13 protein-coding genes are annotated in these 16,274 nt (G+C 69.7%); 6 read left to right on the top strand and 7 right to left on the bottom strand.

What is annotated here, in order from left to right:
* On the top strand, positions 1–1,017 hold a 1,017-nt coding region (locus VFL64_RS17200; protein ID WP_489541603.1), incomplete at its 5' end, for a DUF8731 domain-containing protein.
* 97 nt (positions 1,018–1,114) lie between these two features.
* On the opposite strand, the gene ypfH is transcribed toward VFL64_RS17200, so the two are convergent.
* The 3 genes from ypfH to VFL64_RS17185 form a co-directional block, all read right to left on the bottom strand.
* Positions 1,115–1,861 (bottom strand): esterase, encoded by a 747-nt coding sequence (gene ypfH / locus VFL64_RS17195; protein ID WP_489541602.1) that lies wholly within the window; start codon positions 1,859–1,861, stop codon positions 1,115–1,117.
* Between the two features lie 17 nt (positions 1,862–1,878).
* Entirely contained in the window at positions 1,879–2,349 is a 471-nt protein-coding gene (locus tag VFL64_RS17190) for a VOC family protein (protein ID WP_489541601.1), read from the bottom strand.
* 140 nt (positions 2,350–2,489) lie between these two features.
* Complete coding sequence (locus tag VFL64_RS17185) at positions 2,490–3,140, bottom strand: hypothetical protein (RefSeq protein WP_489541600.1); 651 nt, start codon at positions 3,138–3,140, stop codon at positions 2,490–2,492.
* Between the two features lie 106 nt (positions 3,141–3,246).
* Here VFL64_RS17185 and VFL64_RS17180 point away from each other — a divergent pair, with 106 nt between their 5' ends.
* The gene (locus VFL64_RS17180; protein ID WP_489541599.1) at positions 3,247–4,164 is read left to right on the top strand and encodes a DUF6929 family protein; all 918 of its coding nucleotides are present in this window, start codon (positions 3,247–3,249) and stop codon (positions 4,162–4,164) included.
* Between the two features lie 9 nt (positions 4,165–4,173).
* On the opposite strand, the gene VFL64_RS17175 is transcribed toward VFL64_RS17180, so the two are convergent.
* Positions 4,174–5,217, bottom strand: coding sequence for a porin (locus VFL64_RS17175; RefSeq protein ID WP_489541598.1), 1,044 nt, complete (start codon positions 5,215–5,217; stop codon positions 4,174–4,176).
* Positions 5,218–5,372: 155 nt separating this feature from the next.
* On the opposite strand from VFL64_RS17175, the gene VFL64_RS17170 reads away from it, so the two are divergent.
* Complete coding sequence (locus VFL64_RS17170; protein ID WP_489541597.1) at positions 5,373–5,864, top strand: (2Fe-2S)-binding protein; 492 nt, start codon at positions 5,373–5,375, stop codon at positions 5,862–5,864.
* Entirely contained in the window at positions 5,861–8,149 is a 2,289-nt protein-coding gene (locus VFL64_RS17165) for a xanthine dehydrogenase family protein molybdopterin-binding subunit (protein WP_489541596.1), read from the top strand. Before VFL64_RS17170 ends, VFL64_RS17165 begins: the two co-directional genes overlap by 4 nt.
* A 9-nt stretch (positions 8,150–8,158) precedes the next feature.
* Here the strand turns inward: VFL64_RS17165 and VFL64_RS17160 are convergent, their stop codons facing one another.
* The 3 genes from VFL64_RS17160 to purB all read right to left on the bottom strand — a co-directional run bounded on the left by VFL64_RS17160 (position 8,159) and on the right by purB (position 13,439).
* Positions 8,159–10,990 (bottom strand): PAS domain S-box protein, encoded by a 2,832-nt coding sequence (locus VFL64_RS17160; protein WP_489541595.1) that lies wholly within the window; start codon positions 10,988–10,990, stop codon positions 8,159–8,161.
* Positions 10,991–11,071: 81 nt separating this feature from the next.
* Positions 11,072–11,938 (bottom strand): orotidine-5'-phosphate decarboxylase, encoded by an 867-nt coding sequence (pyrF, locus tag VFL64_RS17155; protein WP_489541594.1) that lies wholly within the window; start codon positions 11,936–11,938, stop codon positions 11,072–11,074.
* A gap of 130 nt (positions 11,939–12,068) precedes the next feature.
* The gene (purB, locus tag VFL64_RS17150) at positions 12,069–13,439 is read right to left on the bottom strand and encodes an adenylosuccinate lyase (protein ID WP_489541593.1); all 1,371 of its coding nucleotides are present in this window, start codon (positions 13,437–13,439) and stop codon (positions 12,069–12,071) included.
* Positions 13,440–13,708: 269 nt separating this feature from the next.
* Between purB and VFL64_RS17145 the strand changes: the two genes are divergently transcribed.
* Both VFL64_RS17145 and VFL64_RS17140 read left to right on the top strand, forming a co-directional pair.
* Positions 13,709–15,754, top strand: coding sequence for an esterase-like activity of phytase family protein (locus VFL64_RS17145; protein WP_489541592.1), 2,046 nt, complete (start codon positions 13,709–13,711; stop codon positions 15,752–15,754).
* 118 nt (positions 15,755–15,872) lie between these two features.
* Positions 15,873–16,274, top strand: a 402-nt coding sequence (locus VFL64_RS17140) for a DUF2239 family protein (RefSeq protein ID WP_489541591.1), incomplete at its 3' end; no start/stop codon positions are given.

Here is a 16,274-nt window from a genome sequence, read left to right as displayed (position 1 = left end):
CGCCAGGAGCACGAGCAGGTCGGCGCCGGCGACTACCCGACGAGCGAGCCCGAGGTGAAGGCGATGGTCGACTTCATCGTCGCGCATAAGAACATCGGCGCCGCCGTCAGCTACCACACGCACAGCGGCGTGATCCTGCGGCCCATGGGCACGCAGAGCGACGACGACATGATTCCCGAGGACCTGTGGGCCTACAAGCGCTTCAGCAACCTGGGGTCGGCGCACACCGGCTACCCGGCCATCAGCATCTGGCACGACTTCAAGTACCACCCCAAGGAAACCATCACCGGCACGCAGGATTGGGTCTACGAGCACCTGGGCGCGCTCTTCTGGGTGGTGGAGATCTGGTCGCCCAACAAGGAGGCCGGCATCACCGAGTACAAGTGGATCGACTGGTACCGCGAGCACCCGGTCGAAGACGACCTCAAGCTGCTGAAGTGGAGCGACGAGCACTGCGGCGGCCAGGCGCACGTCGACTGGAAGCCCTTTCACCACCCGCAGCTGGGCCCGGTGGAGATCGGCGGCTGGGACAAGATGAACTTCTGGCGCAACCCGCCGCCGCACCTGCGCGAGCGCGAGGCGGCGCGCTTCCCGAAGTGGATGACGCAGATCGCGCTCAGCCTGCCCAGGCTCGAGCTGCTGCGCACCGAGGTGCGCGCCCTCGGGCCCGACACCTGGCGCGTGCGCCTCGCCGTGCACAACACCGGCTGGCTGCCGGCCTACGTGAGCAAGCGGGCGCTGGAGCGCACGACGGTGCGCGGCGTGATGTTCGAGATCCACCTGCCACCGGGCGATGCGGCGGTGTCGCTGGTGAGCGGCAAGGAGCGCATCGAAGGCCCGCAGCTCGAAGGGCATGCGCCGGCGAACTCGCTGCAGGCCTTCCTGCCCAGCAGCGACATCACCGCCGACCGCGCCGTGGCCGAGTGGGTGGTGCGTGCGCCCAAGGGCACGCGGTTGGCGCTGAGCGCGCGTGCCGACCGGGCGGGGGCGGTGAAGGCGGAGGTGGTGCTGGATTGAGTGCCGTCACCCCGACGAGAGTCGGGGTCCACCACGGGTTGCGCAGTGGGATGGCGAAGAATGGATCCCGGCGTTCGCCGGGATGACCGCGAGAGGTTCAGTCCTCGCGCAACTCGTCGCCCAGCTCGTCACTCGACGCCACGCGCGACACCAGCGGCGCCTCGCTCATTGCGTCGCGCCACACCTTCTTGGGCAGGAAGGTGCGCAGCTGCTCGATGGCCTTGTCCATGAGCTGAGGGTGCAGCGCGTGGCCCAGGCCGGGCAGCACATCGGCCGTCACGTCGCCGCCGAGCGCGACGAGGCGCTGGGCCGAATCGACCGCCGGCGCGTACGGAACCACCGTGTCGTCCAGGCCGTGAAAGAAGTGCAGCGTGGTGTCGTGTGGTGCATGGGCCGGCGGGGTGGCGTGGCGGCCCGAGAAGGCGAGCACGCGGCCGGCCAGCGCCGGCTCGGCCTGCACGGCTTCGAGCGACATGATGGCGCCCTGCGAGAAGCCCGCGAGCGCCGTGCGCTCCCAGTTCATGCCGAACTGCTGCTGCAGGGCGCGCACCGTGGCCACGAAGCGCGGCAGCGCCGCGGCCACGCGCGCGGCGCGGTTGCTCTCGTCCACACCGCGCACCGAGAACCACTGCCAGCCCTGGTTGCCGTGGGACACGCCGCCCGGCACGCCGTCGAAGGGCTCGGGCGCGTCGAGGCAGATCACCGCCGCCTGCGGGTACTCGGCCACCAGGCGCTCGGCCAGCGGCGCCATGTCCGCCGCGCTGGCGCCCACGCCGTGGAACAGCAGGAACATCAGCTGCGGCGTGCCGGAGGCGGGCAGGTGGGCGAGTGCGGTGGCGGGCATGCGGTGGGGTCGGAGGGTCAGCAGGGCTGCATTTTCGACATGTTCTGCCGCATCTCCTCGGGCGTGTAGTCGTGCTGGTGCGTGGCCAGCGACCACATGTGGCCGAACGGGTCTTTCAGCTGGCCGTAGCGGTCGCCCCAGAACATGTCGGCCGGCGGCATGGTGGCCGTGGCACCGGCCTCGACCGCACGCTTGTAGGCCGCGTCGACGTCGGTCACGTAGAGGTGGATGGTCACCGGCGTGCCCTTGAGCTTGTTGGGGCCGACGGCGCCCATCTCGGGCCACTCGTCGACCAGCATCAGGGCCGAGTCGCCGATGCGCACCATGGCGTGCATCAGCCGGCCGTCCGGCCCGGGCATGCGGCCTTCTTCGGTCGCGCCGAAGGCCTTCTTGTAGAACTCGATGGCCTTGGCCGCGCCGTCGCACACCAGGTGCGGGGTCAGGCTGCGCATGCCGTCTGGGATGGGTTTGACTGTCTTCTGGTTCATCGGAGCCTCCGGGCAAAAGGGGTGGTGGGTAGGCGGGGCGGCGCATGCGGAGATCCGCCGCCCCCATCGCCACGACGATCGACGCCATCGATTCTCGACAGCACCGGGCGGCGTGAAAACCCTTTGCCCTGACGGCGTCCTCAGTTCACCGCGAAGCAGTACAGCAGGCCCGCACCGCCGGTCTTGACCAGGTCGTCCTGGCCGCAGCCGCGCGTGGCGTGCGAGGCGTTCCACGACTTGGCGGGCGCGGATTCGTCGAGCCCGGTGCGGTCGTGGTGGCCGACGATGGCGGCGCCCTCGCCGCTGGTCGTCCAGTTGTTGCAGGTCTGCGGTGCGGCCAGGCCGTCGGCGGTGGAGCCGGTGAGCACGTCGTGCTGGTTGGGCGTGTCGCCCCGGCCGTTGATGACCGCACCCTTCTCGGTGAGGGCGGTCTGCTTGGTGAGCTTGTTGTTGGGGCTGTGCAGATCGGCCACGCTGGTGGCGATCACGTCGCCCTTGGCGTTTTGCCAGGGGCCGCTGCCGATGCGGTCGCGCGCGTTGACGGCCGGCGCGGCGGTGGTGGCATTGGTGCTCAGGTAGGCGCGCCAGCTGCGCTGCCCGGCGCCCACCGCTTCGGCGAGCGACTGGCAGTGCTTGTCGGCACCGGCCAGGCCGCCGAAGTTGGCCCCCTGGCCATTGCCGGCGCTGGTGACGAAGAAGGTCATGGGGTTCTTCGGCGCCATGCTGCCGCAGGCGGCAGCCACCGCAACGACGACCGACAGCGCAAGCGACAAACGGGTTCTCCGGTTCATGGTGTCTCCTGGTGGTGAGGGGTGGGAACGGCTCTGGGGTGTACGCACAGGGGGCGCGATTCTTCCCCGGGCAGGGTACGTCTTCCGAGGCTGATAGCCTAGGCCCATGAACACCACCTTGCTGGCCGCCGCGGCGCTGGCCGTGCACCCGCTGCGCGCGCTGGGCATCGACCCCGACGCCCACCCGCGCCGGCAGCCGCACGTGAGCGCGGCCAGCGGGCTGGTGTGCGCGCACGGCCGGGCCTATGTGGTGTCGGACGACGAGCACCACCTGGCGGTGTTCCGCGACATGGATTCACCGGGCACGCTGCACCGCATCCTGGCCGGCGACCTGCCGCAGGCGCGGCAGGCGCGCAAGCGGCTCAAGGCCGACCTGGAGGCGCTGTGCCTGTGGCCGGCGCGGCGCGCGCTGGTGGCGCTGGGCTCGGGCTCGCGCCCCAACCGCGACACCGGCGTCGTGATCGGCCTGCGCGCCAACGGCGAGCCCGCACAAGGCGTGCAGCGCTTCGACCTCAAGCCCCTGTACGAGCCGCTGCGCGAGCTGCTGGGCGAGATCAACATCGAAGGCGCGATGCTCACGCGCGACGGGTTCGTGCTGCTCAACCGCGGCATCACCGGGCGAACCGAGAGCGTGGCCGTGCGCTACCGCCTGGGCGAGCTGCAGCAGGTGGTCGATGGCCGCCGCCACCGCGTGAACCCGCGCGCGCTGCGCCCCTACCGGCTGGGCAGCATCGACGGCGTGGAGCTGGGCTTCACCGATGGCTGCGCGCTGCCCGGCGGCGGCTGGGTGTTCTGCGCCGCCGCCGAAGCCACCGACAGCAGCTATGCCGACGGCGCCTGCCGCGGCTCGGCGGTGGGGGTGGTCGACGCCTGGGGCGATGTCGTCGCCCTGCACCGGCTGGCCTCGCCGCTCAAGGTGGAAGGCATCGCGGCGCGCCAAAGCGAAGGGGCCATCGACCTCTGCCTGGTGACAGACGCCGATGACCCCTTGCTGAGCTCGCAGTTGCTGCGAGCCCGCCTCTGAGCCTTCGAATCAGAACTTGTGCTTCAGGCCCAGGGCAATGGTGTTGCCGGTGGAGAGGTTGGTGAACTTGTCGTTGACGACCACGGCATAGATGTCGGTGCGCTTGGACAGGAAGTAGTCGTAGCCCACGGTCAGCGTCTTGCTCGTGAGGTCGACGGTCGGGAACTCCGAGGTGCCCTCGCCGTACTGGGCCAGCAGCTTGCCGGCGCCCAGCGGAGCCGAAGCGCCGATGCCCCACACCTTGTAGGTGGTGTCGGTGGTGGCCTTGGTCTCGATCTGGCTGTACTGGCCGAACAGCTTGACGACGTTGAAGTCGTACGACGCGCCGACCTGCAGCGAGTCCTGGGCGTCGAAGCCCACGCGCTGGATGGCCGGCGTGAAGGCGCTCACGCCGTGCTCGACGTGCTGGTAGGCCAGGGTCGCGGCGAACGGGCCGCCGAAGTACAGCACGTTGCCGCCGTAGCTGGCGCCGGTGGTGCCGGCAGCGCCTTCGCCCAGCGCGCCCTGCAGGTTGACGCTGAAGCCGCCCATGCTCGGGCTCTGGTACAGGATGGAGTTGCTCCAGCCGGTGTCGCCCAGGAAGGCCAGCGACTGGCCGTGGACCACGCTCGGGGTCAGCACCTGGCGGATGGCCGGCGAGTAGCCGAACGAATCGCCGAAGGCATTGAACAGCAGGGTGGACACGAAGAACTGGTTGGTGGTGCGGCCGAGCGAGGTCTGGCCGAAGTCACCGGCCAGGCCGACCCAGGCGGCACGGGCCCAGAAGGCGTCGCCGGCGAAGCGGCCGGAGGCGCCGTTGTCGGCGAGGAAGAAGCCTTCGAGTGCGAACTTCGCCTTGAGATTGCCGCCCAGGTCTTCAGCCCCGTTGAAGCCGAGGAAGCTGGTGCTCATGCCGCCGCTTTCTGCCTTGTAGATCTTCTCGGCACCGGCGACCTGGAACTGGCCGGCAGCCATGTCGATCAGGCCGTAAGCGCTCACCGAGGACTGGGCGAAAGCAGGCGCTGCACACAGCGCGGCGGCGGCCAGCGCAACGGAGGTGAGGGTTCGTGTCATAGCGAGGTCACTCCAACAGTTGTGATGATTGGGAAGGGGAAAAGGGAAACGGAAACAATGAAACTTGTATGCAAGGGCCGTACCTGCCCGCTCCACATTGTCTCCGTCACCCGGCGCATGCCGCAGAATGGGGCGTGCCTTTTTGGAGACAGTGCATGGACTTGAGCGTCAACGGCCAGACCCGCAACCTCCCCGACGACGCGGTCGACCCGAACATGCCGTTGCTGTGGGTGATCCGCGATGTACTCAACCTGACAGGCACCAAGTTTGGGTGCGGCGTGGCCGCCTGCGGCGCCTGCACGGTGCACGTGGACGGCCAGGCCACGCGCTCCTGCATGGCCCGGCTGGCCGACGTGCAAGGCAAGGCCGTGCGCACCATCGAATCGCTGGGCACGGCCGACAAGCCGCACCCGCTGCAGAAGGCCTGGGTGATGCACCAGGTGCCGCAGTGCGGCTACTGCCAGAGCGGCATGCTGATGGCCGCGGCCGACCTGCTGGCGCGCAACCGCGACCCGGCCGATGCCGACATCGACGCCGCCATCACCAACATCTGCCGCTGCGGCACCTACCCGCGCATCCGCGAGGCCATCAAGACGGCGGCCAAGCTGCTGCGCGGTGAGGCGGTGACGAACAAGGCGGCGGCATGAAGCGCCGCAGCATGCTCTTGCTGGGGGCTGGTGCGACCGGCGCCCTGGTGGTGGGCTGGGGCGTGCTGCCCCCGCGCAGCCGGCTCGGTGGCCCCGACAAACCCGCTCCCTCCGCCGGCCCGGTGGGCCTCAACGGCTGGATCAAGATCGCGCCCGACGGCACCGTGCAGCTCGCCATGAACCGCAGCGAGATGGGCCAGGGCGTGCACACCGCGCTGGCCATGCTGGTGGCCGAGGAACTCGACATCTCGCTGGCCAAGGTGACCCTGGTGCAGGCGGCGCCCGAGGCGATCTACGGCAACGTGGCCATGTTCGTCGGCAGCCTGCCGCTGCACCCGAGTGACACCGAGCCGGGCCGCGAGAGCGGCGGTGCCAAGGCCGGCCGCTGGGTGGTGAGCAAGGTGGCGCGCGAACTGGGCATCAGCGTGACCGGCGGCTCTTCCAGCGTGGCCGATGCCTGGGACGTGCTGCGCCTGGCCGCCGCCACGGCGCGCGCGCAGCTGCTCGGCGCTGCCTCATTGCAATGGAAGCTGGCGCGCGAGGAGCTGCACATCGCCGACGGCGTGGTGAGCCACCCCGGCAGCAAGCAGAGCGCGCACTTCGGCGAACTGGCGCGGGTGGCCGCTGCCACGCCGGTGAGCGACATCAAGCCCAAGGACGCGAAGAGCTGGACGCTCATCGGCACCGCTGCGCCGCGCACCGACCTCGCCGCCAAGACCGATGGCAGCGCGCGCTTCGGCCTCGACGTGCGCCAGCCCGGGCAGCTCTACGCCGTGGTGCGGCACTGCCCGATGATCGGCGGCGCCCCTGGCCGCATCGACAGCGAAGCCGCGATGAAGCTGCCCGGCGTCGAGCGCCTGGTGCGCCTCGGTCCCTACGGCGGCTCGACCGCCGGCGTGGCCGTGGTGGGCCGCAGCACCTGGCACGCCAAGCAAGGCGCGCAGGCACTGGACATCGAATGGCGTGCCCCGCCCGCCGGCAGCGCCGATTCGCGCCAGATCGCGGCCGCGCTGGAGAAGACCGCACGACAAGCCGCGGCCGAGCAAGGTGGCTTCGCCTTCCACAGCCGCGGCGACGTGAAGGCCGCGGGTGCCGCCGCCGCGCGGCGCATCGAGGCGCTGTACCAGGCGCCCTACCTTGCCCACGCCGCGATGGAGCCCATCAACTGCACCGCCCAAGTAAAAGACGGCCGGGTGGAAGTGTGGGTGCCGACGCAGGTGCCCGACATGGCGCGCGCCATCGCCGCCCGCGTGGCCGGTGTGCCGCTGGCTGCGGTGACCCTGCACGTCACCTTCCTCGGCGGCGGCTTCGGCCGCCGGCTGGAGGTCGATGCCATCGGCCAGGCCGTGCGCGTGGCGATGGAGACCAATGGCCGCCCGGTGCAGCTGGTGTGGCCGCGCGAAGAAGACTTCATGCACGACTTCTACCGCCCCGCGGGGGCCGCGGTGATGCAGGCGAGCATCGACGAGCAGGGCGCCGTCACCGGCCTCGCCATCACCAGCGCCGGCGACCAGATCACGCCGCGCTGGCTGGAGCGGGGCCTGCCCGCGTTGGCCGGCCCCATCGACACGCCCGACAAGACCGCCAGCGAGGGCCTGTTCGACATCCCCTACGGCATCGCTCACCAGCGCATCGCGCACGTGGCCACCCGCAGCGGCGTGCCCATCGGCTTCTGGCGCTCGGTCGGGCATTCACACAACGCCTTCTTCTCCGAAGGCTTCATCGATGAGCTGGCGCACGAGACGAAGCAAGACCCGGTGAAGTTCCGCCTTGCGCTGCTCGACGACATGCCGCGCCATGCTGCCGTGCTCAAGCTCGCCGCCGACAAGGCCGGCTGGAAGCAGCCGCTGCCCGCCGGCCGCGCGCGCGGCGTGGCCCTGCACGAGAGCTTCGGCAGCATCGTGGCCGAGGTGGTGGAGGTCTCGCTCGGCGCCGACGGCAAGCCACGCGTGCACCGCGTGGTCTGCGCGGCCGACATCGGCGCCGTGGTCAACCCCGGCATCGTGGCGCAGCAGATGGAAAGCGCGGTGATCTTCGGCCTGAGCGCGGCGCTCTACGGCCGCATCGACATCGAAGGTGGCGTGGTGCAGCAGAACAACTACCCCAACCACCCGGTGCTCAAGCTGGTGGAGTGCCCGCGCATCGAGACGCACCTCATCGCGAGCAGCAACCCGCCGGGCGGCGTGGGCGAACCCGGCACGCCGCCGCTGGCGCCGGCGCTGGCGAATGCCTTGTTCGCGTTGACGGGCAAGCGCTTGCGGTCCTTGCCCTTGAGCGTCGGCTGAGCGCGGGCTTCACCCCACGGCGCGGATCAAGGCCTCCCTCAGGCGGTGCACGTCGATCGGCTTCGTGAGGAAGTCGTTCATGCCCGCCGCCAGCGCCTCGTCCCGCTCCGACACCAGGGCCGCGGCCGTCAGCGCAATGATCGGCAGCGCCTCCTTCGAGTGAACGGCGCGCAGCCGCCGCGCTGCTTCGTGGCCGCTCAGGCGCGGCATCTGCACGTCCATCAGCACCACGTCGAAAGGCCGCTGCGCCGCGCAGGCGCGCTCCACCGCAGCCACGCCTTCGGCGCCGTCCACGGCCTGCGTGACTTCCACGCCCCACTGCTCGAGCATGGCGACGCCGATCATCATGTTGACGGCGTTGTCTTCGACCAGCAGCACGCGCAGGCCGGCCAGGCGTTCGGTGTCCTGCGCTTCCAGGCCGGGGTCGACCCCCGGTGCGTCGGTCACGGGCAGCGGCAGCTCGGCCCAGAAGCGGCTGCCCTGGCCGGGCGTGCTGTGCATGCCGACCTCGCCGCCCATCAGCGTGGCCAGCTCCTTGCAGATCGACAGGCCGAGGCCGGTGCCGCCGTACTGGCGCGTGGTCGATTCGTCGGCCTGCGTGAAGGGCTGGAACAGGCGGGCCTGCGTCTGTTCGTCAATGCCGGGGCCGGTGTCGCTCACGCTGAAACGCACGTGCTCGGGACGATTCGGGTCGGCCGAGCGCGCGACCTCGATCAGCACGCGGCCACGCACGGTGAACTTGAGGCCGTTGGTGATGTAGTTGCTGAGGATCTGGCGCAGCCGCACCGGGTCGCCGCGCACCGTGGCGGGCACGTCGTCGGCCACGTGCAGGCTGAGCTCCAGCGAGCGCACCTGGGCGAGTGACTGGTAGGCGTGGTGCACGGCCTTGAGCAGGCCGTGCAGGTTGAAGGGCACGGCCTCGATGCTGAACTTGCCGGCCTCGATCTTGGAGAGGTCGAGGATGTCGCTGATGATGCCGGCCAGGCTCTGCGCGCTGTCCTGGATCTGTTCCAGGTACTGCTGGCGGCGCGCTGCCGGCAGCCCCGGCTGCATGGCCAGGTTGGCGAGGCCGAGCAGGCCGTTGAGCGGCGTGCGGATCTCGTGGCTGGTGTTGGCGAGGAAGGCGCTCTTGGCGCGGTTGGCGGCTTCGGCGTTGTCGCGCGCGGCGGCCAGCGCCTGGTCGATCTGGCGGCGCTCGCTGATGTCTTCGGCGATCCAGATGGCGCCGCCCCGGCTCGGGTGCGTGGGGTCGACCACCTGCGCCAGCAGGCGGCACCAGAACAGGCTGCCGTCGCGGCGCATCATCTGCCGCTCGAACTCCACCACCTGCCCGCTCGCCAGCAGCGGGCCGGCGACACGGCCAAAATCGATGTAGTCGTCTTCGCTGCCCCACACGGCGCGACCGGGCTCGCCGAGCAACTCACCGGCACCCCAGCCGAACATGGCCTCGAAGCGCGGGTTGGCCTGCATGAAGGTCTGGTCGCGCGTGAGCGCAATGCCGATGGAGGCGTTCTTGAGGATCGCCTCGTGCTCCAGCCGCGCGCGCTGCGACTCGGTGACGTCGCGGCCATTCACCACCAGGTAGTCGCGCCCGTCCATCGAGAAGGTGCCGGCCGACATGAGCAGCGTGACCGGCGTGCCCGATTTGTGCACGAACAGCGTCTCGACTTCGTTCACGCCACCGTGCGCGTGCAACTCCGAGACCATCTTCGCCCGGTCGGCCGGGTCGTACCAGATGCCGAGGTCGAGCGCGCTCTTGCCCACCACCTCGCCGGCGGCGTAGCCGAACATGCGCTCGAAGCTCACGTTGACCATCACGTAGACGCCGGTCTCCATGTCGCTCAAGGTGATGAAGTCGGGGCTGGTGGCGAACAGGTGCGACAGCATGGCCTGCGAGCGGGCCAGCGTGGTCTCGGTGGTCACGCGCTCGGTGATGTCGCGCGAGACGCCCCAGTAGCCGCTGAACTCGCCCTTTTCATTGAAGCGCGGCCGCCCGCTCACGGTGAAGTGCAGGCTGCGGCCCGAAGGGGCGGTGTAGCTCACCAGCACCTCGCTGAAGGGCCGGCGCGCCTGCAGCACATCGCGCTGGCCGGCTTTCAGGGCCTGGTCGACGATGTTCATGTCCGGCAGCTCCCAGGGCCGCAGGCCGATGCGGCTCTGCGCGATGGGGTTGTGCTCCGCGGGCTGGTTGCTGGTGATTTGCGTGAAGCGCAGGTCGGCGTCGAGCTCCCAGTACCAGTCGGCAGCGATGGAGAGCAGGCTGCGAAAGCGCTGCTCACGCTCGTCGGCCTCGGCGATCGAGCGATCGACCATGCGCGACATCTGCGTGCCGGCCACCACCGCCGTCAGCAGGAGCAGCCCGTGCAGCACCACGTTGAGCAGCCGCGGGTTGCGCTGCACCGCCTCCGCGCCGTGGAGCCAGCCCTGGTGCTCGGCCGCGGCCAGCCCGGCCACCGACAGGGCGCAGGCCAGGGCGAGCAGGATGCCGGCACGCTGGCTGGTGAGCACCGTCACCAGGCACACGATCAGGCCGAAGAAGCCCAGCACCAGGCTGTGCACCCCTTCGCCCACGCTGACCGAGGCCAGTGCGGTGACCACGATGCCGACCCAGCCAGCCCCCAGCACCACCTGCTCCAAGGGCAGGCGGCGCAGCAGGATCAGCGCGCCGGCAAAGGCCCCGGCCAGGAGCATGCAGGCGCCGACCAGCAGCTCGCGCATGCCGGGGCGCAGTTCGAGGGTGGCAAAACCGTAGAGCGCCGCCACCGCGAGCGAAATGCCGCAGCCCAGGCCGAAGAAGCGCTTGGCGATGGTCTGGTTGAGGCCCAGACGGGAGAAGGCCATCGAGTGGCCGGACAAGGAATCGGGCTGGTTCTGCATTGGCGCACCAGCGTGCAAAAACGCTGGCCGCCCAGTGTGGCGTGGCTAGGCGCGGGTGGCAGCCGCGTTTTCCCCCGGAGTGGCCCTGGGTGCGCAGGACGACCGTGCCGCATTTAACGCCGCCCGGGTCTGCAGCGCGGCCTCGCGGGCGGCGCTGGCGAAGTCGCTGCCCGACGAGGCGTAGAGCACCGCCCGCGAGGAGTTGACGGCGATGGGCGCGTCGGGCCGCCAGCCGGCCTGCACCGTGGCCTGTGCATCGCCACCTTGCGCGCCGACACCGGGGATCAGCAGCGGCAGCGTGGGCGCCAGTTCGCGCACGCGGGCGATCTCGCCTGGGAAGGTGGCGCCCACCACCAGGCCGAGCTGGCCGGTGGTGTTCCATTCGCCTTGCGCAAGGCGCGCGATGTGTTCGTAGACCAGTGACCCACCGGCCAGCTTCTGCGCCTGCAGATCGGAGCCGCCGGGGTTGGAGGTGCGGCACAAGAGGATCAGGCCGCGATCGGTGTAGCGCAGCCAGGGTTCGAGCGAGTCGAAGCCCATGAAGGGCGAGAGCGTCACCGCGTCGGCCTGGTAGCGCTCGAAGGCCTCGCGCGCGTACTGCTCGGCGGTGCTGCCGATGTCGCCGCGCTTGGCATCGAGGATCACCGGCACGTTGGGCGCCACGCGCTTGATGTGCGACATCAGGCGTTCAAGCTGGTCTTCGGCGCGGTTGCCGGCGAAGTAGGCGATCTGCGGCTTGTAGGCGATCACCAGGTCCTTGGTGGCGTCGACGATGGCGGCGCAGAAGTCGTAGATGCGGCTCGCGTCGCCCTTCCACCTGTCGGGGAACTTGCCCGGCTCGGGGTCGAGGCCGACGCAGAGCAGGGAGTCATTCGCGCGTTGCGCGGCGGCGAGCTGGTCGGTGAACTTCATGTGGCCTTTCGAATGACGTCATCCCGGCGCACGCCGGGACCCACTGCAACGACATGGCACGGCTCGCCGAGCGCCTGAGCACCCGTCCGAGTGGATCCCGGCGTGCGCCGGGATGACCGTGCCTGCGGCATCAGCCGATGCGTTTCGCGAGCTGCGCACCGATGCCCGTGTAGCTGCCCGGCGTCATCTCCATCAGGCGCGCCTTCTCGGCCTCGGGGATCTCCAGCGTGCCGATGAACTCTTGAATCGCTTCGCGCGTGATCGCCTTGCCGCGCGTCAGCTCCTTCAGGCGCTCATACGGATTGGGCAGCTTGTAGCGGCGCATCACGGTCTGGATGGGTTCGGCCAGCACCTCCCAGGCGCTGTCGAGGTCGGCGGCCAGCGCCTCGCGGTTGACCTCCAGCTTGCCCAGGCCGCGCAGCAGGCTGTCGTAGCCCAGCACCGCATAGCCCAGCGCCACGCCCATGTTGCGCAGCACCGTGCTGTCGGTCAGGTCGCGCTGGAAGCGGCTGATGGGCAGCTTCTGGCTCAGGTGGGTGAGCAGCGCGTTGGCCAGGCCGAAGTTGCCTTCGGCGTTCTCGAAGTCGATCGGGTTGACCTTGTGCGGCATGGTCGACGAGCCGATCTCGCCGGCGCGGGTGGCCTGCTTGAAGTAGCCCAGGCTGATGTAGCCCCACACGTCGCGCGACCAGTCGATCAGGATGGTGTTGGTGCGCGTCACCGCGTCGAACAGCTCGGCCATGTAGTCGTGCGGCTCGATCTGGATGGTGTACGGGTTGAACTCCAGGCCCAGCTGCTTCTCGATCACCTTGCGGGCGAAGGCCTCCCAGTCGAAGTCGGGGTAGGCCGAGAGGTGGGCGTTGTAGTTGCCCACCGCACCGTTCATCTTGGCCAAGAGCTTCACGGCGGCGATGCGCTCGCGTGCGTTGGCCAGGCGCGCCACCACGTTGGCGACCTCCTTGCCCACGGTGGTCGGGCTCGCGGTCTGGCCGTGGGTGCGCGCCAGCATGGGCACGTCGGCCAGATCCTTGGCCAGCGCCGACAGCGTGGCGATGATCTTGTCGACCGTGGGCAGCAACACATCCTGCCGCGCGGCCTTGAGCATCAGGCCGTGGCTGGTGTTGTTGATGTCTTCGCTGGTGCAGGCGAAGTGCACGAACTCGCCCGCGGCCTTGAGTTCGGGCGTGTTCTCGAAGCGGCTCTTGAGCCAGTACTCGACCGCCTTCACGTCGTGGTTGGTGGTCTTCTCGATGTCCTTGATGGCCTGCGCGTCGTTCTCGTTGAAGCGCGACACCAGCCCGCGCAGCAGGCCGCGTGCGGCGCCGGTGAGCGGCTTGAACTCGGCGAAGCCGGCGTCCGACAGCGCGATGAACCACTCCACCTCCACCTGCACGCGGCGATGCATCAGCCCGAACTCGGACAGCAGCGGGCGCAGCGGCGCCACCTTGGGCGCGTAGCGGCCGTCGAGGGGAGACAGGGCGGTGAGGGCAGACAGGTTCATGGCGTGGGCAGAAGGAAGGAGAGGGGCAAGGCAGAAGCGGCCGCAATTTTACGGGCCGACGGGGCTGGCAGACGGCCTTCTGCGAGTGACGCCACGCTTCTTTTGCAAGCCCCGCGCAGCTTCGTGTGCGTTGTCTTTCCTTCACGCTCCTTTGTGTGCGCTTGACGAGCATTTGAGCGCGCAGCGACCGGCACCGAACGGTGCCGGTGTGTCACAGGGCTTTCATGTGCGCTGCGTCCAATGCGGGGTTTTCCAACTTTCATGCCCCCATGAACACGATCCAGAAGAATGCCGTTGCGCTCGCCGTGGCCAGCCTGCTGCTCGGCGCCTGCGGCAGCGACGACGACACGGTGACCACCGTCAGCGGCAGCTTCCTCGACGCTGCGGTCGAAGGCCTCGACTACAGCGTGGCCGGTGCTGCCTCGGCCGCCACGGCTGCCAGCGGCACCTTCAGCTGCCAGGCCGGCCAGAGCGTGGCCTTCCACATCGGAGGCGTCGCGCTCGGCTCGGCCGCCTGCGCGCCCACCATCACGCCGCTCACGCTGGCCGGCGGCAACAACGTGAAGGCCGATGCGGTGGTCAACCGCCTGGTGGCCCTGCAGTCGCTCGATGACGACGGCGACCCCTCCAACGGCATCCGCCTCACGAGCGCCGCCAAGGCCGCGCTGGCCGCCTCGGCGGTGGACTTCAGCGCCTCGGCCGCGGCATTCAACACCGCTTTCAATGCCCTGCTGGCCACGCTGCCCGCGCCCTACAACACGCGCAACACCATCGACGACAACCGCCGCCTGCTGGCACGCGAGCACTTCGAGAACACGCTGGCCGCCCAGGTGGGCACGCCAGTGGCCGAAGCCGCCTCGCAGGCCAACCGCCTGGGCACTGTCTCGGCCAGCATCACGCGCTACCAGCTGCAGGCCGCGCCAAGCTTCAACGTGCCGTACGAAGGCACAAACACCCAGATCGCCGCCGCCTTCCCGAACGGCTTCCTGCCGGCCTACGGCTCGGGCCTGGCCTTCAAGAGCCGCGCCGCCGACGGCACGCTGGAGTTCTACGCCATCACCGACCGCGGCCCCAACGGCGACGGCCCCGCCGCACCCGTGCCGGGTGCCGCCTCGGGTGTCACCAGCATCAGCAAGGTGTTCCCCGCGCCCTCGTTTGCCCCGAGCTTCGGCGTGATCCGTATCGGCACCGCGGGCGGCGCGGTGCTCACGTCGAGCACGCCACTGCGCGTCAGCGCGCAGCAGAAGGTCACCGGCCTGCCGCCGCAATCGGGCACGGGCTCCACCGGCGAGACGCCGCTCAACGACGCCTACCGCTTCGACGCCGCCAAGGCCAACTACGACGCCAACGGGCTCGACCCCGAGACCCTGGTGCTCGACACCGCGCGCAACGTGCTGTGGGCCAGCGACGAGTACGGCCCCTTCATCGTGAAGATCAACATCGGCACTGGTGTGATCGAGAAGAAGTACGGCCCCGGCGCGGGGGCGGCCGACCTGCCCGCGATCCTGGCCAAGCGCCGCGTCAACCGCGGCATGGAAGGCCTGGCGCTGGATGCCGCCAGCGGCAAGCTGCACGGCTTCCTGCAGAGCCCGATCGACCCGAAGGACGTGGACGGCAAGTCGCTCAAGGCGCGCCCGCCGGGTGGCAGCAACACCGACATCCGCCACATCGCCCGCTTCACCCGCTGGCTCGAGTTCGACCCGTCGACCGAGACCTCGAAGATGTACGCCTACCCCATCGACGGCAGCCAGTACGACCGCGACCGCACCGGCAACGCCAAGCTGGGTGACATGGTGAGCCTCGGCAACGGCAAGTTCATCGTCATCGAGCAGGGCGCGCGCAAGAGCGACGCCAAGGTCTTCAACAAGCTGATGCTGGTGGAGATCCCGGCCGACGCGACCAACATCGCCGCGCTCGACCACAACCTCGAGATCAGCAGCATCACCCAGGCGGCCTCGGGCGGCGCCGACTACGCGACCGTGGTCACGCTGAAGAAGACCGAGCTGCTCGACCTCAACGCCGCCGGCTGGCTGGCCGAGAAGGCCGAGGGCCTGACGCTGGTCGACGCCAACACGCTCGCGCTCATCAACGACAACGACTTCGGTCTGCGCACCCAACTCTTCGATGCCAACGGCGCCGTGGTGGCCGGCAGCATCGAAGATTGCACGGTCGACGCCCATGGCGCCATCACCGCCGGCTGCCCGGCCGGCGTGACCAGCGCGCGCCTCGTGCGCGGGGCCGACAGCGAGCGGCCGACCCGCCTGTGGCTGATCCGGTTCGAGAGAAGGCTGGCAGACCTGGCAGTGCCTGCGTAGTAAGCAAGCACTTGCTTTGAGCGCCTCCTGCGGGAGGCGTTTTATTTACCCGGGTGATATTGACAGGTTATTTTTGCCCGGGCAGAATTCAGGCCTTCGCCCGAACATCTGCCCTGCCATGTCCACCACCACCCGCCCCTCCGGCTACACCGCCTTCGACGGCTCCGTTCGCCTCGCCTCCGGCTCGCTCGAAGAGGCGGCCCTCGCGGTCAAGCGCGCCGTCGATGCCGACACGCGCGAGACCGTCTGGGTCTTCGACGACGCCACCGGCCGCAGCCTCGACCTCAACTTCCACGGCACGGCCGAGGACGTGTTGGCCCGCGTGGCGCGCTACCGTGCCAAAGCCGCGCCAAGCCAACCCGAACCGGAGCCTCCCGTCGACGACACCGCGCCGCGCGGCCGCGGCCGCCCCAAGCTCGGCGTGGTGGCTCGTGAGGTGACGCTGCTGCCACGCCACTGGGAGTGGCTGGCGGCGCAACCGGGCGGTGCCAGCGTGGCGCTGCGCAAGCTGGTCGAAGCC

Source organism: Rhizobacter sp. (genome assembly GCF_035702065.1).
Classification (GTDB): domain Bacteria; phylum Pseudomonadota; class Gammaproteobacteria; order Burkholderiales; family Burkholderiaceae_C; genus Rhizobacter.
This window is presented reverse-complemented; position numbering and strand designations above follow the sequence as displayed.

Excerpts from the sequence above, each read along its gene's own strand:
- VFL64_RS17165 (WP_489541596.1), top strand. The coding sequence starts at position 5,861 with ATGAAGCGCCGCAGCATGCTCTTGCTGGGGGCTGGTGCGACCGGCGCC.
- VFL64_RS17175 (WP_489541598.1), bottom strand. The coding sequence starts at position 5,217 with ATGACACGAACCCTCACCTCCGTTGCGCTGGCCGCCGCCGCGCTGTGT.
- VFL64_RS17190 (WP_489541601.1), bottom strand. The coding sequence starts at position 2,349 with ATGAACCAGAAGACAGTCAAACCCATCCCAGACGGCATGCGCAGCCTG.
- VFL64_RS17185 (WP_489541600.1), bottom strand. The coding sequence starts at position 3,140 with ATGAACCGGAGAACCCGTTTGTCGCTTGCGCTGTCGGTCGTCGTTGCG.
- VFL64_RS17145 (WP_489541592.1), top strand. The coding sequence starts at position 13,709 with ATGAACACGATCCAGAAGAATGCCGTTGCGCTCGCCGTGGCCAGCCTG.
- VFL64_RS17160 (WP_489541595.1), bottom strand. The coding sequence starts at position 10,990 with ATGGCCTTCTCCCGTCTGGGCCTCAACCAGACCATCGCCAAGCGCTTC.
- pyrF (WP_489541594.1), bottom strand. The coding sequence starts at position 11,938 with ATGAAGTTCACCGACCAGCTCGCCGCCGCGCAACGCGCGAATGACTCC.
- ypfH (WP_489541602.1), bottom strand. The coding sequence starts at position 1,861 with ATGCCCGCCACCGCACTCGCCCACCTGCCCGCCTCCGGCACGCCGCAG.
- VFL64_RS17180 (WP_489541599.1), top strand. The coding sequence starts at position 3,247 with ATGAACACCACCTTGCTGGCCGCCGCGGCGCTGGCCGTGCACCCGCTG.
- purB (WP_489541593.1), bottom strand. The coding sequence starts at position 13,439 with ATGAACCTGTCTGCCCTCACCGCCCTGTCTCCCCTCGACGGCCGCTAC.
- VFL64_RS17170 (WP_489541597.1), top strand. The coding sequence starts at position 5,373 with ATGGACTTGAGCGTCAACGGCCAGACCCGCAACCTCCCCGACGACGCG.